This window comes from Aquabacterium sp. A3 (assembly GCF_038069945.1).
In the GTDB taxonomy this organism is placed as follows: Bacteria; Pseudomonadota; Gammaproteobacteria; order Burkholderiales; family Burkholderiaceae_C; genus Aquabacterium.
Genome location: NZ_JBBPEV010000001.1, coordinates 1,944,499 through 1,964,284, shown reverse-complemented (window position 1 = coordinate 1,964,284; position 19,786 = coordinate 1,944,499). Strand labels below are relative to the sequence as shown.

Genomic DNA, 19,786 nt, shown 5'->3' with positions numbered 1-19,786 from the left:
CCGAGCGGTGTGGCGTGTGGATCTCCGCAATACCTTCGAAGAGCGCGTCGCTTGGCGCGACAATCCCACCCATGAGCCTGGGCGAATTCGACCTCATCGAGACCTTTTTCTGCCGTCCCGCGGGCGTCGGTCCGCGCCGTGCCGTGGTGGGCAACGGTGACGATTGCGCGATCATCGCGCCGTCGCCGGGCCAGCAACTGGCCGTCTCCACCGACACGCTGGTGGAAGGACGGCACTTTCTGTCCACCGTCGATCCGGTGCGTTTGGGCCACAAGGCCCTGGCCGTGAACCTGTCGGACCTGGCCGCCTGCGGCGCCCGGCCCCTGGGCTTCACCCTGGCGCTGACCCTGCCCCGGGTGGAGACGCCCTGGCTGGCCGATTTCGCCCGGGGCTTGTTCCAGCTGGCCGACGAGCACGACTGCGAGCTGATCGGCGGCGACACCACGGCGGGGCCACTGGCCATCGGCATCACGGTGTTCGGCGAGGTGCCCCCTGGGCAAGCCCTGCTGCGCAGCGGCGCCCGCCCCGGTGACGACCTGTGGGTGAGCGGCACGCCCGGTGAGGCCCGCCTGGCCCTGGAGGCCTTCCGGGGGCGCCTCAGCCTGTCGGCCGAGCATTTCGAGGTGGCCCGCCGGGCCATGGAGTGCCCGCAGCCCCGGGTGGCACTGGGCCTGGGCTTGCGGGGGCTGGCCACCGCCGCCGCCGACGTCTCTGATGGCCTGCTGGGCGACCTGGGGCACATCCTGCGGCGCAGCCGGGTGGGTGCCTCGGTGGTGCTGGACGCGCTGCCGGTCAGCCCCGTGTTGTGGGCCCGCTCAGAGGCTGAGCGGCACGATGGCATCCTGGCCGGGGGCGATGACTACGAACTGGTCTTCACGGCGCCGGCCGATCGGCGCACCGAGGTGCAGGCGCTGGGCGACGCCCTGGGCCTGCGCGTGAGCCGCATCGGCGCCATCGAGGCCGAGCCTGGCCTGCGCCTGTGGCGGGGCGAGCTGGACGCCTGGCCCGACGACGCGCCCCGGCAGGCCGTGGCCAACCGCTGGACCTCGTTTGACCACTTCAAGGTGTCGGCATGAACCCCGCAGACGTCTCGGACGCTGTCCTGACCCAGCCGCCGCGCAGGCCGTCTGCCCGGCTGATGCTGTCTCATCCGGCCCACCTGCTGTCGTTTGGTGCGGGCAGCGGGCTCAGTCCCATCATGCCCGGCACGGTCGGCACCTTGTGGGGCTGGCTGGTGTTTGCTGCGCTGGACGGGGTCTGGGGCCGGGGGACGGTGGCGGATCTCTACTGGGCCCTGACCCTCGCGGCAGGCTGGCTGCTGGGCTGGTGGGCCTGCACCCGCACGGCGCAGGCCTTGCGCGTGGCCGACCCCGGCTCGGTGGTGTGGGACGAGGTCTGGGCCATCTGGCTGGTGTTGTGGGTGGCCTCACCTGTTGACTGGCGGGGTGAGCTGGTGGCGGTCATCACCTTTCGGGTGTTCGACATGGCCAAGGTCGGCCCCGTGGGCTGGGCCGATGCCTTGTTCAAAGCCCGCCCGGGGCGGTCCATCGGCTGGGCCCAGGGGCTGGGCATCATGTTCGATGACCTGGTGGCGGCAGGCTGCACCCTGTTGCTGCTGGCCCTGGCGGTGGCCTGGCGGCAAGGCGGCCCGGCGGTGGGCCTGCTGGGTTGAACACCGCCCATGCGCAACATGGTTCAGGAGCGTTTTACATGGACACCGTGACCCACCTGCCCGCCGTCGAGGCGCTGGCCACCTTGTTGCTGGCGCGCGGCGAGCGCCTCGTGACCGCCGAGTCCTGCACGGGGGGGCTGATCGCGGCCTGCTGCACCGAGCTGGCGGGCTCCAGCCTGTGGTTCGAGCGGGGCGTCGTCACCTACAGCAACGAGGCCAAGGCCGAATGGCTGGGCGTGCCAGCGGCCTTGATCGCCGAGCATGGTGCGGTCAGTGAGCCGGTGGCCCTGGCCATGGCCCGGGGCGCGCTGGTGCACAGTGCGGTGCCGGCAGACTGGGCGGTGGCCGTCACCGGCATCGCCGGGCCCGGTGGTGGCAGCCCCGCCAAGCCGGTGGGCACGGTGTGGCTGGCCTGGGCGCATCGCAGCGGGGCGGCGCACGCGGCTTGCCACCATTTCACGGGCGACCGTGCGGCCGTGCGGCAGGCCACGGTCGAGCACGCGCTGGCGGGCTTGCGGCGGCGGCTGGCCCCCCTGTGAGCCCTCCAGGATGGCCGCTCACGGACCGGCGCTCAGCGATCCTTGATCAGCATCCGGCGGCCAAACAGGCGTTGCAAGGCCGTGTCGATCACCAGGCCGCACGCGCTGTAGAACAGCGAGCCCAGCAAGGCGCTGCCAAAACCCTGCACCTGCAAGCCCTCCAGCAGCCCAGAGGCCATCTGGAAGGTCAGGGCATTGATCACGAACAGGAACAGCCCCAGGGTGAGCACCGTCACCGGCAGGGTCAGCAAGATCAGCAGCGGCCGCACAAACGCGTTGAGCAGGCCGATGATGAACGCCGCCCACAGGGCAGAGCCAAACGACTGCACCTCGATGCCGATGTTCAGCTGCGTCAGCAGCAGCAGGGCCGAGGCCAGCAAGAACCAGCGCAAGATCAGAATCATGCCCGTGAGCATAGCCCAGACGGCCTGAAGGGGCCTTGTCCTGCGCCAAGGCCCCAGGGCCCGTGCAGTTTGCACGCTGGTGTGCCTTGTTCCCCGCAGTGGCTTGCCGATAAACCCCCCATGGTTCATCCTTTGACCAGGCAACACTGGAAACGCCCCCGTGCGTGATTTTTTCGAGCGGATCCTTGTCAGCTCCACTCCCGCGTCCCGCGTGCTGCTGGCCGTGTGGTCCAGCACGCCCTTTTTCGTGATCGTGCTGGCGCTGCATGGATGGGCCCTGCTCACGCCGGCCGTCAGCGCTTCGCTCCACATGCCGTCCATGTGGGGCTTGCAGGCCCTGATCACGCTGTGTGTGCTGGTCAATGCGGGCCTGGCCTGGTGGATGTGGCCGCGTCGTCATGCGCGGCAGCGTCAGGATGCGGCCAGCCTGCTGGTGTGCCTGTCCATCGGGGTGGGCTACACCGTCATCACCATCCTGGCCGGCACCTTCACCGCCGGCACCAACCTGGTGCTCATCGGGGTGCTGGCCATCGGCCTGCTCATGTTTCCCATGCGCATCATGGTGGTGGCCTACGTGGTGTGCGCCACCATGTTGTTGTGGCATGACCTGGGGGTCTTGCTGGCGGGCTGGACCTACGCGCCGGCCTTGGGGCAGGGGCTGTTTGTCAACGACCGCCCCATGTGGTGGTTCGCGGTGTGGCGCGAGTATGTGTTTTATGCCGGCTACGGCGTGCTGATGTACCTGTTGTTGTTGCTGTTCGGGCGCCTGGACGAGATGCACGCCTCGCTGACCCAGCTGTCTCACACCGACGAGCTCACGGGTCTGTCCAACCGGCGCCGGTTCATGGCCGCCTTGCAGGCCGAGCTGACCCGCCGCGAACGCAACGGCCTGCCCTTGTGCGTGGCCCTGCTGGACGCCGATCACTTCAAGCTGATCAATGACCGCCATGGGCACCACGCCGGTGATGAGGTCTTGCGCACGCTGGGTGCCATCATGCTGGGCACCTTGCGCACCCCCACCGACATCGCGGCACGGCTGGGTGGTGAAGAATTCGCCTTGCTGCTGCCGCAAACCCGGCTGGAAGACGCCCAAAGGGTGTGCGAGCGCCTGCGCAGCACCGTGGCCGCGCAGCGGTTCAAGGACGGCGCGCACACCTTTCAGGTCTCGATCAGCATCGGCCTGGTCGAGGCGCCCGGCCCGGACGCTGATGCCGAGGCCGTGCTGGTCGAGGCCGACCGCCAGCTCTACCAGGCCAAAGCCGCCGGTCGCAACCGCGTGTGCAGCCGCCTGTGCGCGCCTGACGCGATGCGGGAGGGCACATGACAACGCCCGCCTGGCTGGAGACACTCGACCAGCGTGTGGCGCAACGCACCGACCGTGCCAGCGTGGTGCTCTACATCCTGGCCATCTGGCCCGTGCTGGCCATCCTCTGGCTGCTGCAGTGGGCGCCGATGCTGAACCTGGGCGCTGCCCAGGCCTTCGACGCACGGTGGTGGCCTGTGCTGCAGGCCGGTCATGGTGCCGTGCTGCTGTGGATGGCCTTGTGGGCGCTGTGGCTGTGGCCGCGCCGGCTGGATCCGGCGCCCGACGCACTGGCCGTGCAGGCCGTGCTCTTGCCCACGATGCTGGGCCTGGTGATTCTGGCCTTGGGCATGGGCATCAAGGACACACCCATGGGCATGTTCCTGCTCATCACCTTCGTGGTGGGCCGGGGGTTGTTCAGCATGGCCCAGATGCGCGTCGGGCTGTGGGCCTGCCTGGTCTTGATGCTGGCCCACGAGGCCGCGCAGTTGCTGGACTGGTTGCCCTACGCCTTCTTGTTGCACCGCCCTGTGTACGTGGGCGAGGCCCTCACGCCCTGGTGGAGCCTGTGGCTGCGCCTCACCGCCTTGCTGGCCCTGCTGCCGCTGTCGGGGGTGTTGTTCTTGCTGGCGTGGTTGCTGCAGCGTCGGCAACGTGCCCTGAAGTCGCTGGTGCTCAGTGATGCACTCACCGGTCTGGCCAACCGGCGCGCCTTCATGGGCCAATTGGCGCGCGAGGCCCATCGGCAAGTGCGTCACGAGCGCCCCTTGAGCATCCTCATCATGGACATCGACCATTTCAAGCAGATCAATGACCGGTGGGGGCATGCCGTTGGCGACGACGTGCTCCGGCAACTGGGGCAACTGCTGCGTCAGCACACGCGCGAACGCATCGACCTGGTGGCGCGCTATGGCGGTGAGGAGTTCGTGGTGCTGCTGCCCGACACCGATCTGGTCGGCGCCCAGGCCGTGGCCGAAAAACTGGCCGTGCGCCTGCGTGAGCACCCATTCGTCGCCAAAGGGCAACGGTTCCAGGTGTCCATGAGTCTGGGTGTGGTGCAGTACACCGGCGGTGATCCTGACCAGGCCCTGCGCGTGGCCGATCGCAACCTCTACGCCGCCAAGGCCCGGGGCCGCGATTGCATCGTGGCCTCGATGGTGCCCCAGGCCGCGTGAGACCGCCGCGCCGGCCCGGCGCGTACACATGGTGTTTCAAGTGTGACGGTGGGGCCCCCTACCCCTAGGGATGGCCGCTGTGCACCACCGCTGGGCACACTTCGCCGACTCGAACAGGGGATGTCGATGTCGTGAGCGGATGTCCCCAACTGGGGACACACGTGGGTGGTTACGCCAGCATTGCAGCCGTCGGCAAAAGCATCGAACGCCTCCTGGCGCAAGCCTTTCTGGAGCGCCAACCCGTGCCCGGACGGGCCACCAAGGCCGTGCTCATCCGCACGGAAGACCTCAGCGATGCGCTGCTGGCGTCGCGCATCGGCACCTACGCGCTGTCCATCTTGCTGTACCGGGTGGATTTCAACCGCACCATGCGCAGCACCTGGTCGGCCGTGGGCCATGGCGATGGCCGCGGCCACCTGGCGCTTGACCTGCACTTCCTGCTCACGCCCTGGGCTGAAAACGCCGAGTACCAGCACATGATCCTGGGCCGGGCGCTGCAGGTGCTGGAGGGCACGCCCTCGCTGACGGGCCCCTTGCTGTACCAGCCGGCCTTGCCACCAGCGTACGCAGACGAGCCCACCTTGCAGCCCACCGACTCGGTGCAGCTCATGCTGGAAGAGATCTCCACCGAGGCGCTGATGCGCACCTTCGATTCGCTGCCGGGCGAGTACCACCTCTCGGTGCCCTACGTGGCGCGGGTGGTGCGCATCGACACGCGCGTGGCCCTGCCCACGCCGCCGGTGACGGATGCCGACATCCAGCTCGAGGGCGCCTCATCGTGAGCGCCATCTTGCCCCCCGTCATGGGCCATCCGCTCACCCCGCAGGACACCGTGCCCATGGGCCGGGTGCGTCATCGACTGCTGATGGGGGTGCAGTGGCGCGATGCCGTCACGCAGTACCCCGTCACCCTGCCGGGTGGGGCGCTCCTGCGCACCGAGCTGGAGGCCGTGGGTCAGCGACCCTGCCCCATGCCCTGGGTAGGCCATGGCGAGGGCCGTGTGGCCTTGCGGCACGAAGGCCGTGTGGCGCGCCTGCTGGCGCGTGCGCTGGAGCAGGCCGAGCCGGTGGACGATGGCAACCCGGCCAACGATGCCGATGGCCTGCGCCTGCACCTGCGTGCACAGGACGGGCTGCGCTGGTTCGTGCCTCGTCGCTTGTCGGTGCCGCCGGTGCTGAATGCCGGCGTGCCGCCCGCCACGCTGGACAACATCCGCGAGGCCTGGTTGTGGCCCGGGGCGCGCTACCCCCTGCCCAGCCACGCCACCGCCGTGCGAGGCACGGTGTGGCGCACGGCAGCGCCTGGCGTGAACGCCCGCGTGCCCTGGGGCCGGGTCGTGATCACCCGCCCGGGCAACGGCGCGCCCAACGTCGCCACCGAGGCCCGCCTGGCCCATGGCCATGTCGACGACCGTGGCGAGTTCGTGGCCGTGCTGGGCCCGGGGGCCGTCACCGGGGCGGCCCTGCCGGCCCAACTGCCGGTGCACCTGTGGGTGTACCTGCCGCCCGCCATGCCCGACTTTGACGCCGAGCACCCCGAAGACAGCCTGCCGCTGGAGCGCGCCTCGGCGGCCCGGTTGGATGACGTGCTGCGCGGCACCCAGGTGCCTGCCGGCTACACCGTGCAGGCCGTGCGCCCGCTCAACCTCGTGCTGGGGCGGACGCACGTCGTGCCCGACGCCAGCCTTGTCTTTGCCTGAATTTTTCAGATCGTTTTCGGACCACCCCCAACCGCAGACCAGAGGGAAACACCATGCCCGAGTACCTTGCCCCAGGCGTTTATGTGGAAGAAGTGAGCTTTCGCTCCAAGTCGATCGAAGGGGTGCCCACCAGCACCACCGGTTATGCCGGCGTGGCCCGGTTCGGGCCGGTGCAGTTCACCGGCGGCCCGAAGGCCACCGAGCCGCGCCTCATCACCTCGTTCACCGAGTTCGAGCGCGTGTATGGCGGGCTGGACGCCCTGACCATGAGCGGTGAGCCCGAGCCCCGGGCCGCCTACCTGGCGCATGCGGCCCGCGCGTTTTTCAACAACGGCGGCACGCGGCTGTACATCTCGCGCGTCTTCCGTGCCGGCGCAGGCCTCACGCCACGCGACCACACCGCCCGCCTGGACGCCTCGCCCACGCTGGGCACCGCGCTGTGGTGGGCCCGCTGGCCGGGCAGCGACGGCAATGTGCTGCTCGACACGCAAGTGGTGCGCAGCAAGAACCTGGCCTTCCGCCACCCCTCGGTGGTGGGCGACCTGCTGGCCAAACACACCTGGGGCATCCAGGTCAAAACCGCGCGGCATGGCACGGTGGTCGAGGTCACGCAGGCGGCCGACACGGCGCTCAAGGGCAACGACGCCGTGGTGACGGGCCGCCTGTTGGTGGTGCAGGTGGACGCCGATGGTCGTCAGACCTTCGTGGGCTCGGGCGGCGTGGTGGACAACGCCATCATCGACCAGCCGGGCGTGCAGCTGGCCATCGTCGAGATGCGCACCACGGTGTATGGCCCGCGTGGTCGCATCGACAGCTACGAGCAGCTGGCCGCCCACCCCGATCAGCGCCGCTTCATCGGCACCGTGCTGGGCCTCAACGACCCTGAAGACGACAACGCCATGGTGGCCCTGCAATGGACGGACGCGGGCGAGGCCTTCTACCCGGCCGCCCTGGTCGCCGCACTGCAAGGCGCCGACAAGCGCCTGGCCCAGGGCAGCGATGGCGTCGTGCCTGAGCCCGATGATTTCCGTGGCGCCGAGGCCGATGTGGACCACGCCGAGGTCAAGGCCACCGGCCTGGAGGCCCTGGCCGAGCTGACCGACATCGCCATCGTGGCCTTGCCCGATGCGGGCGCGCTCGATGGTGATGAGCGCGTGCAGGCCGCCGCCGGCCACCTGATCGCCCACGCCGAGAAATGCCGCTACCGCATCGCCGTGGTGGATGGCCCGCCGCGGGCCTCGCTGACCGACATCCGCGAATTCCGCGGCAAGTTCGACAGCAAGTACGCCGCGCTCTATCACCCGTGGATCGAGATCCTCGACCCCACCGTGCCCAACGCGCCGGGGGTACCCCCCCGCAAGCTCATGCTGCCGCCGTCGGGCTTCGTGACCGGCATCTACGCCCGCAACGACATCGAGCGCGGCGTGCACAAGGCCCCCGCCAACGAGGTGGTGCGCGGCCTGACGCAGTTCGAGATCAACATCAACAAGGCCCGCCAGGACGTGCTCAACCCCGAGGGCGTCAACTGCCTGCGCTTCTTCGAAGGGCGCGGCCACCGTGTGTGGGGTGCGCGCACCATGAGCTCCGACCCCGAATGGAAGTACGTCAACGTGCGCCGCCTGTTCATCTACCTGGAGCACTCGATCGAGAAGGCCACGCAGTGGGCCGTGTTCGAGCCCAACAACGAGCGCCTGTGGAAGAACATCCGCTCCGCCGTGGAGGACTTCCTCTACGTGCTGTGGCGCGATGGCGCGCTGCTGGGCAGCAAGCCTGAAGAGGCTTACTTCGTGCGCTGCGACCGCAGCACCATGACGCAGAACGACCTGGACAACGGCCGGATGATCTGCCTGGTGGGGGTGGCCCCGAGCCGCCCGGCCGAGTTCGTCATCTTCCGCGTGGGCCAGTGGACGGCCAACGCCTCGTCCTGATCCTGCTTGACACCGCACTCAACACGGAAGGCACCACACCATGGCCACCTTGCGCAACAACCCCTACGGGGCATTCAACTTCCTCGTCTCGCTGGGCAATGGCGATGAAACCAGCGTCATCGCTGGCTTCTCCGATGTCAGCGGGCTGGGCACCGAGATCAACTACTCCGAGTACCGCAACGGCAACGACGCCGTCAACACGGTGCGCAAGGTGCCCAACACCTTCAAGCAGGAAGACGTCACGCTCAAGCGTGGCCTGGTGGGCTCGACCGACCTCTTCCAGTGGGTCAAGGAGGTGCGTGAAGGCGCCGACCGCCGCCGCTCCGTCACCATCACCCTGCTGGACGAAGCGCGCAACCCGGTCAGCGCCTTCAAGCTGCTCAATGCGCAGCCCAAGAAGTGGGTCGGCCCCACGCTGGCGGCCAAGGGCGGTGGTGAGGTGGCCATGGAAGAGCTGCACCTCACGCACGAAGGCATCGTCTACGAGTAAACCGTGCTGCGCTCGGCCCGATCACCGCTGGGGGCGCCCGGCGTCTTTGCCCTGCCGGATGTGCGTCCCGTGACGCTGCACCCGCAGCGCATGGACGTGGCCGCCTTCGTGGGCGTGGCCCCGCGCGGGCCGGCCTGGCAGCCCGTGGTCAACGACGAGTGGCCCCCCCACTGGCAGATGGTGACCGAGGCCGCACGGCCCCTGCGGCGCAGCGTGGCCGTGCCCGTGCGCAGCTTTGACGACTACGTGCGCATCTTTGGCGGCTTTGAAGGGCCGGGCCTGTTGCCGCACGCGGTGGCCAGCTTCTTCGAGCAAGGTGGTGAGCTGGCCTGGGTGGTGCGGGTGGTGCATGAGCGCGCCGCGCAATTGGGCGATGCCTACAGCGCGCAACTCACCTTGGCGGCCCCGTTCACGCTGCCGCTGGCCTTCATCGCGCGCAACCCGGGCCGCTGGGGCGAGGCGGTGCGCGTGCAGTGCAGTTTGAGCGCGCAGGCCGTGGCCTTCGAGCCCGTGCCCTTGCTGCCACCCCATGTGGCGGCGATCACGGTGTCGGCCGATGCGGCCTTGCCGAGCTTGCAAGTCGGCGATGCCGTGCGCCTGTGGGCCGCCGATGGCAGCCAGGTGCTGGCCTGGTGCGAGGCCTTGAACCCCATCGCCGACCCCGATCTGCCCGGCGTGCACGCGGCCTTGCCCCGCCTGGCGCGCGCACCGCGCACGCGCTTGCAGCCGGTGTTCGACCTGGGCGATGAGGCCGCCGTGGAAGTGGCCCTGGGCGGCCCGGTGGTGCGCCTGGAGGTGCTGCGCGCCCAGTTGCAGATCGACGATGGTCGTGGCCTGGTGGAGCGCTTTGACGACCTGGGGCTTTCGCCCACGCACCCGCGCAGCCTGGTGTCGGTGCTGGTGGCCGAATCGGCACTGGTGTGGCCGCATCCCGACTGGGCCGCGCAGCCCTTGGTGCCGGCCTCGCTGGCGTCGGTGGCCTGGCAGGGCGTCAGCGCCTTGAGCCAAGCCGGGCGTGACGATCACGCCGAGATCACCCCGGCCGATTTTTTCGATGCCCTGTGGTCGCCCACAGACGATGCGCCGGGCCAGGGCCTGATGGCGCTGGCCGTGCCCGATGCCGACCTCGGTCAGGGCGATGGCCTGGCGGCGGTCACGCAGGTGCTGGTGCCCGACCTGTACGTGCCCGCGGCCTTCGTGCCTGCCGACGATGCCGACGCCGCCCCGGAGAGCGGGGCCTCGGCCGTGTTCAGCGCCTGTGTCGATGCGGTGCTGCCCGCCACGGCGGGGCCGGTGTCGCCCAGCGTTTTGCAAGGCCTCATCCTGGATCCGCGCAAGCCCACCGAGCTGCTTGAGATCACGCGCTGGCAGCAGGCGGTGCTGGCGTTTTGCGAGGTAACCGGCCGCATCGCCTTGCTGGACGTGCCCCCCGGCTTGTCGCAAGGTGCGGTGGAGCGTTGGCGGGCGGCCTTTGATTCGAGCTGGGTGGCTGCGTACCACCCCTGGTTGAGACCCGCACGCCGGGGCGCGGGCGGGCGTGCTGCGACCGACACCCGTGCCCTGAATGTGTTGCCGCCGAGCGCCGTGGCCGCTGGCGTCATCGCCTGGCGCGAGCGCGAGATGGGCTTGCAGGTGGGGCCCGCCAACGAAGTGGCCCGTGATGTGGTGGACCTGGCCGAGCCGCAAGCCGATGGCCGCGTGGACGCGCTGCACCCCTTGGGCCTGAACGCCTTTGTGCGGGGCCCTCGTGGCATCGAACTGGTGGCCGCGCGCACCCTGTCGATGGAGCGGCAATGGCGCCAGTTGTCGGTGCGCCGCCTGGTGCTGATGCTGTGCCGCACCCTGCGCGTTGAAACGCAATGGGCCGTGTTCGAGCCCAATGGGCCGGCCCTGTGGCGCGACCTGCAGTCGGCCATCGAGGCCCTGTTGCGCCGCTTCTTCCAGCGGGGGATGTTTGCGGGCCGCACCGAGGCCGAGTCCTATTTCGTGCGCATCGACACCGACGCCCGCCGGCTGGACCGTGGCGAGTTGTGCGTCGACATCGGCGTGGCTCCGGCCGAACCGCTGGAGTTCATCCTCGTGCGCCTGCGCCGCGATGGCGACGGCACCTTGCGTCTGGAGGCCTGAGCCCGTGTCCGATCTCTTGCTCACCACCTTCCGCTTCGATGTGCGCCTGATCGCCTCGGCCGAGGTGATCGCCGGGCGGCAGCGCCTGCCCGGCGCCCAGGGCGGCTACAGCGAGCCCCAGGGCAGCCAGACCTTGGGCAGCGGTGCCTTTCAGGAGGTCTCGGGCCTGGACATCGAGATGGACGTGCAGGACTACATCGAGGGTGGTCGCAACAACGGCATCGTTCGCCGGGTGGGCCGCGCCAAGTACGTGCCCCTGGTGCTCAAGCGCGGCATGTTCCATGCCCCGAAAGACGATGCCCGCGTCAACACCGAGCTGTGGCATTGGCTGCAGCGCATCGTCAATGGCGTGCGTCCGGTGCGCCGCTACGACGGCGTCATCCACGTGATGGGCGCGGATGGCACCGTGCGGGCGAGTTGGGTGTTCGACCGCGGCCTGCCCCAAAAGATCAAAGGCCCCGAACTGAACGCCCGCACGGGCGAGATCGCCATTGAGGAGTTGACCATCGCCCACGAAGGGCTGCGGCTCTTGCCTGCGGAGGCGCCGCTGTGAGCGAACTGCGCAAAGCCCGCCTGGGCGAGATCGGCTCCGGTGATGGCCCGCAAGAAGGCAGCCACTGGGTGGACGTGCAGTTCAACCCCACCTCGCTGCGCGTGCAGATCAGCAACCGCACGGCCGGTGGTCAACAGGCCGGGGCCCAGGCACGGCAGCGCCCCGGCACGGGCGAGATGCAGGTGAGCTTCGACCTGGTGTTCGACACGGCCGACGAAGGCACGACGGACGAGCCCGTGGACGTGCTCAAGCGCACCGCCTCGGTGGAGCGCTTTGTGCGCCCGCGTGGCACGCAGCCGGGGCAGGAGGCCCCGCCGCGCGTGGCGTTCGAGTGGGGCAGTTTCCAGGTGCAGGGCGTGATGGAAAGCGCCAACATCGACCTCGACTTCTTTGACGCCTCCGGTGTGCCCTTGCGCGCCAAGGTGTCGGTCACGATCAAGGGGCAGGACCCGCGATGGGCCTACGAGCCCGACCCGCGCCTGGCCGCAGGCGCCGCCAACGCCTCAGGTGACGGTGGCGGGCGTCAGGCGGGCTCGGGCCCGGCCGCCTTGCAGGCGCCTCCTGGGGGCGCGGGTGGGCTGCCCGCCGGGGCGCCCGGCACGCAGGGCGCCAAGGGCCCCGTGCAACAGTTGCTGCAGGCCATGCCGGGCGAAAGCCTGGCCCAGTTGGCGGCCCGCGCCGGGGTGGCGGCGTCGGCCTGGCGCGCGCTGTCGGCCTCGGGCGGCGGGGCTGTGGGTTCGCAAGGGCTGGCGCTGGGTCAGGAGGTGTCGGTGCCTGCAGGCTTGGGCGGCGGGCAGGGCGGTGGCCTGGCCACCGGCCGGCAGACCGCAGGCCGCGACCCCGGGCGCACGGCGGCCCAACTGCCGCTCACGGCGGGCGCGTCCGGCACCCCGTCGGCATCGGGGGCGGTGGCCACGCCGGCGGTGCAGCAAGGCCAGGCTCTGGCGGCACTGGGTGGGGTGGGTGGCGCGATCCAGCAGCGCCACGATGCACACCATCAGCGCGGTGCCGCCGACAGCCTGCGCGCCTTTGGCCAGGCGGCCGGCGCCACCGAGGCCACCGACGATCGCCCCTGGGGCGCCGGTGTGCCGCTGCGGCCTCGCCTGGGCGCGGCCAGCCTGGGCGGCGGTGCCCGCAGCACAGGCACCTTCATGGCCTCTTCGGGTGCCCCGGCGGCCATCACCCCCACGACCTCATCCACCAGACCCTCCAAGCCCGCCGCCACCAAGGCCGCCAGTGTCGCTGCACGCGGTTGTGGCTGCCGAGGCCGTCGTCGCTGAACACCGGAGACATCACCATGCCCATCGCCATCGGACAAATCGACAGCACCGTGGAAGTAGAGGCCGGCGACACCGCCTCGGCGGGCGGCGAGGCGGCGCAGGCGCGTCCGCCGCAAACCGTGGAGCGCTGGCGCTGGGAACTGCTGGCCCGCCGCGAAGCCGAAAGCCAGTCGCGCGTGTCCGCCTGGGGCTTTGAGGACTGAACAAGGACCGAGCCGCACCATGTCGCTGCAACGCATGCCCCTTCAGGCCGAGACCCGTCCGGCCATCAACGTGGCCAGCCAGGCCCAGCCCCAGCTCACGCGTGATCTGGTGCGCCTGAACGTGCGCCACGACATCGATGGCCTGGCCCGCCTGGAGATGACGCTCACCGCCATCGGCCACCACGAGGGTGAGGCGCAAGAAACCCTGCTGTGGCTGGATGGGCAGGTGCTGGATTTTGGCCGCGAGCTGGACATCACCATCGGCGCTGGCGATGGCCGCGCCAGCGTGTTCACCGGCCGCATCAGCGCCGTCGAGCTGGACATGAGCCAGGGCCGCGCGCCCGAGGTGACCGTGCGCGCCGAGGACCGCCTCATGGACCTGCGCATGACGCACCGCTTCAAAACCTACGAGCAGCTCAGCGATGCCGAGCTGCTGCAACAGATCGCGTCGCAACATGGCCTGCAGGCCCAGGCCGATGTGGATGGGCCACGCCACGCCTGCCTGCAACAGTGGAACCAGAGCGACTTGGCCTTTCTGCGCGAGCGGGCCCGCCGCCTGGGCGCCGAGCTGTGGCTGGACGGCCGCACCCTGCACCTGGCCACGCGCGAGCAACGCCAGCAGCCGCTGGTCACCCTCATCCAGGGCCACAACCTGGTGCACGTGCAATTGCGCGCCGATGTGGCCCACCAGCGCAGCAGCGTGAACGTGGCCGGTTGGGACGATGCCCAGGCCGAAGGGGTGGACGAAGCCGCCAACGACAGCGACGTGCAGGCCGAAGCGCAAGGCGGCTCGCACGGGCTCGCCGTGCTGCAGCGGGCCTTTGGCGAGCGCGCCAGCCACCGCACCCGCGAGGTACCGCTCAAGGGCGATGAGGCGCGGGCCTGGGCGCGGGCCCAGTTGCTGACCCGGGCGCGGCGCTTTGTGCGCGCCAGTGGGGTGGCCGAGGGGGATGCGGGCCTGCAGGTGGGCAGCCGCCTGTGCCTGCAGCGCGTGTCGCCGATGTTCGAGGGCGAGGGCTATGTGGTCACGCAGGTGGAGCATCGCTTCGATTTAGCCCAAGGCTACCGCACGCATTTCGAGGCCGAACGGGCCTGGGTGGGGCAGGGCGCATGAGCATCCCGGGCATCGACCCCCGCCTGCCGCCCGATGGGCACGGGCCCCATTGGTATGGGCTCTATCCGGCCGTGGTGACCGACCTCGTGGACCCCGATCGCAAGGGCCGCATCCAGGTGCGCTTTCCCTTCCTGGGCCAGGCTGGCGAGGCGGTTCGCGCCTGGGCCACCTTGCTCACGCCGTATGCCGATGACGACCAGGGCCTGGAGATCCTGCCCGAGGTCGATTCGCAGGTGGTGGTGGGCTTCGAGGCCGGTGACCCGTCTCGCCCTTACATCGTGGGCGCCTGCTGGAACGGGCGCACCACCCAGCCCGAATCGCCCGAGGCGGCCAACAACCTGCGCACGCTCAAGACCCGCTCGGGCAGCGTGCTGCAGTTCGACGACACTCAGGGCGCCGCCAAGGTCACGGTGTCCATGGCCAGCGGCCACCAGCTGGTGATGGACGACGCCGCGCAAGAGGTGTCGATCACGCACAGCAACGGCTGCACCATCGTCATCAACGTGGCGGGCCAGGTCAGCATCACGGCCAACAGCACGGTGGAGGTCAACGCCTCGGCGGTGAACCTGCACGCGCCCATGGTCACGGCCGATGGCGTGGTGCAGTGCCAGACGCTGATCGCGCAGACCGGGGTGATCTCGCCCAGCTACACGCCCGGTGCGGGCAACATCTGGTGAGGCCGGCACGATGACCGCGCACACGAACCACCCCTGGCTGCTCTCCGGCCCCTGGTACCGCTGGTCGGCGCCGGGCTTGCCAAGCGCTGGGCGCGTGAGTGCGCCGGCCTTGCAGAAGTTCGCGGGCGACGACTTCATCCAGGCCTTCATGGCCCGGCCGCAGGCCTCGCTGAAGTTCGACCCGGTGAGCGATGTGGTGCACCAGCACGACCTGGTGTCCATGAGCCGCTTCAGCCCCTTGGGCCGCTGGTTGCTGCTCAACCGCGATGGCCAGCCCGCCAGCGCCGCCGAGCAGGCCAATGGCCAGGCCTTCAAGGCCCGTCTGGCGCCCACGGGCCTGCGCAAGCTGTACCAGCCCACGCACGATCGGCACTACGTCGTCAGTTGCGAGCTGCACTGCGACGTGCCGGGCCTGCCCTCGGTCACGCGCCAGCAGGTGTGCCAGGCGGGCTTTGTGGTGCGGCGTCGTACCAGCGTGCAGCCCGCCGGGGCCGATGTGAACGCCATCGATGAAGCCTTGAAGGCCGTGCGCGCCGCCGAGGCCGACTGGCACGAGCTGGTGCACCTGGCCCGTGCGGGCGACGAGGCCGCACCGGGCTCGGACCTGCGCCGCAATGTGCTGCGTCGGCAGCAGGCGCTGGTGCAGGCCGCCAGCCCGGCGGTGGCCAGCTGGGAGGCGCTGCTGTCGCGTTCGCTGGCCACGGTGGACGAGGCCCGCGCCGCCTTGCAGGCCGTGCAGACGCGCGAGGGCGTGCGCGTGCAGATCGAGGGCTGGTTTCCGCAGGTGGTCAATGGCCGACCCAGCCCGACATTCGGCGAGTGGCGTGCGCTCAACGACGACGCGCAGCAGGCCGATCCCTGCGGTGTCATCGGTGCGAGCGCCGTCCCCACGACCACCACCGAGCAGGTGTACCCCCTGTTTGCGCTGGTGGCCGACCCCCGCGACACGCAGCACGATGCCGCGGGTCGCACCATGTACTACGGCGTGGTGCCCACGGCCAGCCTGCAGCACGATCTGCAGGGCCAGGCACGCTTTCACGACCAGGCCACCTACGAGGTGCGCTGTTTTGTGCGCCGCCACAGCCCCTGTCAGGCCCGCGTGGGCAAGCAGCCCGACTGCTTTGGCGCCGTCACCTGGAGCCGGCCCACCGAGGCCTTCCGCGTGGCCGCGCCGTTCGACGTGCTGGGCTCGGCCAACCGCCCCATCACCATCAAGCTGCCGGACCTGCGCGAGCTGGCGGCCCAGGCGGCCATGCGCCCCAAGGGCCGCTTGTCGCCCGTGCGCATGGTGCAGCCGCAGCACCTGTCGCCCAACACCGATGGCAGCGGCCTGTCGGGCGGCACCATGGGCGGCGAAGCCATCTGCAGCTTCTCCATTCCGCTGATCACGCTGGTGGCGCTGTTCGTGCTCAACCTGTTCCTGCCCATCGTGGTCTTCGTCTTCCAGCTGTGGTTCCTGCTGGTGTTCCGCTTCTGCATCCCGCCGTCGGTGCAGGCCAACCTCACCCTGGATGCGGCCCTGGCCGCCACCCCGCCTGGTGTGGATCTCGAAGCAGACTTCCAGGTCGAGGTGGCGGGCGTGGACACCCTGGTCAAGGCCACCGACCTGGCCGCCCACCTCATGGGCAACGGTGGCATCGGCCAGATGGAGCTGCGCATTCGCCAGTCCGCCGGGCTGAACACCACGCCCTCGCTGGAGGGGCGCGACAACCAGACCCTGGGCAGCATCGACCAGTCCTTCCAGGACCACGCCGCCTTGCCCTCGTCGCTCACGCCCGTGAGCAGCGGTGGGGCTGCGGCCTTGCCGCCGGTGGGTGAGCGCCTGGAGACTGAACCCCCCGTCGTGCCCGTGTGGCCCGTGGGCTTGACCAAGGGGTCCACGCCTCAAGGAGCCTCCGCATGAGCAGCCTGTTCGCCACCTCGTCAGCCGCTCTGGCGGCCGAGGCCGCCCAGACCGAACGCCACCGCCGCCTCGGCCAGGGTTGGGGCCAGCCCCTCACCCCCGATGCGCAGGGCCGCCTGCCCGTGGTGTCCGGCCCTGAAAAGGTTCGCCAGGCCATCTTCACCATCCTCGACACCGAACCCGGCGAGCGCGTCATGCGCGCCGATTTCGGCTGCGGCCTGCGCCGCTTCCTGATGCAGCCGAACAACCCCGGCACGCGCGCCGGCATTGAGCGCGTGGTCACCCAGGCGCTGGTGCGCTGGGAGCCGCGCATCCGTGTCATCGAGGTGCAGGTGCTGTCCACCGACGACCCGGCGCTCGTGCACATCGACCTGCATTACGCCCACGTGCTGGACGGTCGCCAGGACGTGCTGGTCTACCCCTTCTATCTGGAGCAGCGCTGATGCCCCTGATCACCCCGGTGCTTGATGACCGCGACTTCGAGTCGCTGTATGCCGAGCTGCGTGCCCGCATCCCGGTCTACAACCCGCAGTGGACGGACCACCTCGACAGCGACCCCGGCATCACCTTGCTGCAGCTGTTCGCCTACATGGGCGAGGGCCTGCAGTTCCGCCTCAACCAGGTGCCCGAGGCCACGCAACTGGCCTTTCTGCGCCTGCTGGACCTGCCCCTGCATCCGTCGCGACCAGCCCATGCCCTGGTGCGCGCGGTCAGCGAGGCCGAGGTGGGCGTGAGCGTGTACGCCGGTGACCAGCTCAAGGCGGGCAACACCGTCTTCACCGTCACGCAAGACGCCACCCTGTGGCCGCTGGATTGCGTGGCCGTGGCCCGTGTGCGCGAGATCGCCGAGGCCACGCCGCAGGCCCTGCAGACCTTCATGAAAGACCTGGACCCGGAGGTGCACGACACCTTACAGGCCAGCATCGACGCCGTGGCCCGCCAGACGCCGAGCGTGTCGGCCGTGGCGCCTTACACCGTGCAGCGCCTGGAGGCCGATGGGCGCTCAGAGCCCGTGGACCTGGGCCAGACGGTGGACAACTGTTTGTGGATCGCCTTGCTCAAGCCCGAGGGCCTGCCCGGCTTCGACCCCGCCATCGCCCTGGACGCGGGTGCGGGCCGCACGGTCTCGCTCAGCCTGGGCGTGATGCCCGAGGCGGTGCGCCCGGCGATGGACGAGGTGAGCGCCTGTGGCGCCAGCGCGCTGCCCACGCTGTGGTGGCAGGTGTCGCTGCGCACGCCCGGGGCCGACGGCCAGCCGCGCTTTGCCGCCGTGCGGGTGTCGGGCGACGACACCCAGGGCTTGCGACAAGCGGGGGTGGTGCGCCTGGAGCTGCCGAGTGCGGCCAAGATGGCGGAGTGGGGTGTGCCCCCGGTCGAGCCCGGACTGGCCGGCACCGGCCACCATCCGCCCGAGCTGGACGATGAACGCGCCGACCGCGTGTGGTGCTGGTTGCGCGTGTGGCCGGGCGATGGCAGCCGCCTGGGCCCCGTGCGTTGGGTGGGCCTGAACGTGCTGCCGTGTGAACAGGTGGTGCACGCCGCGCCCGAACTGCTGGGCAGTGGCGATGGGCAGCCTGAAGCGGTGTTTCAGCTGGCCCACCGCCCGGTGCTGCACGATGTGCTCCACCCCTTGCCCCTGCAGGTGGAATCGCAAGGCGTCTGGCAGGACTGGACCCAGGTGGACAACCTGGATGCCAGCGGTGTGGACGACCGGCACTTCGTGCTCGACCGCGAAGCGGGCACGGTGCGCTTTGGCCAGAATGCGCCGCAGATCGGCGAGCGCGTGCGCGTGGCCAGCTACCGCTGGGGCGGGGGCGAGGCGGGCAATGTGCCAGCCGAGGCCATCGGCCGCTGGGGCGATCTGCGCAACTCGCCCGTGCCCCCACTGCCGCTGCGCCGGCCAGCGGGCTTGTCGATCAAGCTGGCCAACCCCTTCGCGGCGGTGGATGGCGAGGACGCCGAGTCGATCGAAGAGGGTCTGCGCCGCATCCCCACCGAGCTGCGCCGCAACCGCCGTGCCGTCACGTCGGACGACTTCGCCAGCCTGGCCCTCGAGACGCCCACCGTCAGCCTGGTGCGGGCCGAGTGCCTGCCCTTGTTCCATGCGCCCACGCAAGTTCGGCAGCCGGGGTGCGTCAGCGTGGTCGTGTGGCCCGCGCGAGACCCCGACCATCCCCAGGCGCCACGCCCCGACAGCCGCGAATTGAGCGAGGTCTGCCGCTGGCTCGACCAATGGCGCCTGGTCACCACCGAGCTCTACGTCATCCCGCCCACTTACCAGCGCGTGGCCGTGTCGGTCTCGGTGGCCGTGCAAGCGGGCTATGGTCTGGATGCCGTGCGCGACTGGGTGGCGCAACTGCTGCATCAGTACCTCTCGCCCCTGCCGCCCTTCGGGCCCGATGGGCGTGGCTGGCCCCTGGGCCGCACGGTGATCGCCCGCGAGCTGGAGGCCGTGGCCATGCAGGCCGAAGGTGTGGCCTATGTGGAGGCCTTGCAACTGGCCCGCGAGTCCCTGAGCGTGGACGCCGAGGGCCGCACGCAAAGCACCTGGACCGTGATCGAGCGCGCCACCCTGGCCGACTGGGTGGTGCCCGAGTTGGCCGCCGTCACCGTGGTCGATGAGGCCACGGCCCTGCCTGCGCCCGGCGCAGACGTGGCCCCGCCGTTGACGGACGCGCCGGTGCCCGTGCCGGTGTTGCCCACTGTGTGTTGAGCGAGG

General features: G+C 70.1%; 19 protein-coding genes. 18 read left to right on the top strand and 1 reads right to left on the bottom strand.

What is annotated here, in order from left to right; all coding sequences use genetic code 11:
* Positions 1-77 precede the first annotated feature (77 nt).
* The 3 genes from thiL to WNB94_RS08530 are packed head-to-tail and all read left to right on the top strand — an operon-like array spanning position 78 to position 2,211.
* Entirely contained in the window at positions 78-1,076 is a 999-nt protein-coding gene (gene thiL, locus WNB94_RS08540; protein ID WP_341389988.1) for a thiamine-phosphate kinase, read from the top strand.
* Positions 1,073-1,672, top strand: coding sequence for a phosphatidylglycerophosphatase A family protein (locus tag WNB94_RS08535; RefSeq protein ID WP_341389692.1), 600 nt, complete (start codon positions 1,073-1,075; stop codon positions 1,670-1,672). The genes thiL and WNB94_RS08535 overlap by 4 nt, the downstream gene beginning before the upstream one ends.
* Positions 1,673-1,710: 38 nt before the next feature.
* The gene (locus WNB94_RS08530) at positions 1,711-2,211 is read left to right on the top strand and encodes a CinA family protein (protein WP_341389690.1); all 501 of its coding nucleotides are present in this window, start codon (positions 1,711-1,713) and stop codon (positions 2,209-2,211) included.
* Between the two features lie 32 nt (positions 2,212-2,243).
* On the opposite strand, the gene WNB94_RS08525 is transcribed toward WNB94_RS08530, so the two are convergent.
* Positions 2,244-2,615 carry a phage holin family protein gene (locus WNB94_RS08525; RefSeq protein WP_341389689.1) on the bottom strand — a complete coding sequence of 124 codons (372 nt, stop codon included), beginning with the start codon at positions 2,613-2,615 and terminating at the stop codon, positions 2,244-2,246.
* Between the two features lie 160 nt (positions 2,616-2,775).
* Here WNB94_RS08525 and WNB94_RS08520 point away from each other — a divergent pair, with 160 nt between their 5' ends.
* From WNB94_RS08520 to WNB94_RS08450, 15 genes are all read left to right on the top strand, one after another.
* Entirely contained in the window at positions 2,776-3,939 is a 1,164-nt protein-coding gene (locus WNB94_RS08520) for a GGDEF domain-containing protein (protein WP_341389688.1), read from the top strand.
* Positions 3,936-5,093, top strand: a complete 1,158-nt coding sequence (locus tag WNB94_RS08515; protein WP_341389686.1) for a GGDEF domain-containing protein — start codon at positions 3,936-3,938, stop codon at positions 5,091-5,093. The genes WNB94_RS08520 and WNB94_RS08515 overlap by 4 nt, the downstream gene beginning before the upstream one ends.
* A 131-nt stretch (positions 5,094-5,224) precedes the next feature.
* Complete coding sequence (locus tag WNB94_RS08510; RefSeq protein ID WP_341389685.1) at positions 5,225-5,875, top strand: Pvc16 family protein; 651 nt, start codon at positions 5,225-5,227, stop codon at positions 5,873-5,875.
* Positions 5,872-6,792 carry a hypothetical protein gene (locus tag WNB94_RS08505; protein ID WP_341389684.1) on the top strand — a complete coding sequence of 307 codons (921 nt, stop codon included), beginning with the start codon at positions 5,872-5,874 and terminating at the stop codon, positions 6,790-6,792. The genes WNB94_RS08510 and WNB94_RS08505 overlap by 4 nt, the downstream gene beginning before the upstream one ends.
* A 53-nt stretch (positions 6,793-6,845) precedes the next feature.
* A complete protein-coding gene (locus WNB94_RS08500; RefSeq protein WP_341389682.1) occupies positions 6,846-8,720 on the top strand; it encodes a phage tail sheath family protein in 1,875 nt (624 codons plus the stop codon).
* Between the two features lie 40 nt (positions 8,721-8,760).
* Positions 8,761-9,210, top strand: coding sequence for a phage tail protein (locus WNB94_RS08495; protein WP_341389681.1), 450 nt, complete (start codon positions 8,761-8,763; stop codon positions 9,208-9,210).
* Between the two features lie 3 nt (positions 9,211-9,213).
* Positions 9,214-11,337: a phage tail sheath C-terminal domain-containing protein gene (locus tag WNB94_RS08490; protein ID WP_341389680.1), complete on the top strand. Its 2,124-nt coding sequence runs from the start codon at positions 9,214-9,216 to the stop codon at positions 11,335-11,337.
* 4 nt (positions 11,338-11,341) lie between these two features.
* Entirely contained in the window at positions 11,342-11,890 is a 549-nt protein-coding gene (locus tag WNB94_RS08485; protein WP_341389679.1) for a phage tail protein, read from the top strand.
* Complete coding sequence (locus WNB94_RS08480; protein WP_341389677.1) at positions 11,887-13,170, top strand: CIS tube protein; 1,284 nt, start codon at positions 11,887-11,889, stop codon at positions 13,168-13,170. The genes WNB94_RS08485 and WNB94_RS08480 overlap by 4 nt, the downstream gene beginning before the upstream one ends.
* 17 nt (positions 13,171-13,187) lie before the next feature.
* Positions 13,188-13,373 carry a hypothetical protein gene (locus WNB94_RS08475; RefSeq protein WP_341389676.1) on the top strand — a complete coding sequence of 62 codons (186 nt, stop codon included), beginning with the start codon at positions 13,188-13,190 and terminating at the stop codon, positions 13,371-13,373.
* 19 nt (positions 13,374-13,392) lie between these two features.
* A complete protein-coding gene (locus tag WNB94_RS08470) occupies positions 13,393-14,487 on the top strand; it encodes a phage late control D family protein (RefSeq protein ID WP_341389675.1) in 1,095 nt (364 codons plus the stop codon).
* The gene (locus tag WNB94_RS08465; RefSeq protein WP_341389673.1) at positions 14,484-15,164 is read left to right on the top strand and encodes a phage baseplate assembly protein V; all 681 of its coding nucleotides are present in this window, start codon (positions 14,484-14,486) and stop codon (positions 15,162-15,164) included. Before WNB94_RS08470 ends, WNB94_RS08465 begins: the two co-directional genes overlap by 4 nt.
* 10 nt (positions 15,165-15,174) lie before the next feature.
* Positions 15,175-17,067, top strand: a complete 1,893-nt coding sequence (locus WNB94_RS08460; protein ID WP_341389672.1) for a hypothetical protein — start codon at positions 15,175-15,177, stop codon at positions 17,065-17,067.
* The gene (locus WNB94_RS08455) at positions 17,064-17,510 is read left to right on the top strand and encodes a GPW/gp25 family protein (RefSeq protein WP_341389670.1); all 447 of its coding nucleotides are present in this window, start codon (positions 17,064-17,066) and stop codon (positions 17,508-17,510) included. Before WNB94_RS08460 ends, WNB94_RS08455 begins: the two co-directional genes overlap by 4 nt.
* Complete coding sequence (locus tag WNB94_RS08450) at positions 17,510-19,780, top strand: putative baseplate assembly protein (RefSeq protein ID WP_341389669.1); 2,271 nt, start codon at positions 17,510-17,512, stop codon at positions 19,778-19,780. The genes WNB94_RS08455 and WNB94_RS08450 overlap by 1 nt, the downstream gene beginning before the upstream one ends.
* Positions 19,781-19,786 lie beyond the last annotated feature (6 nt).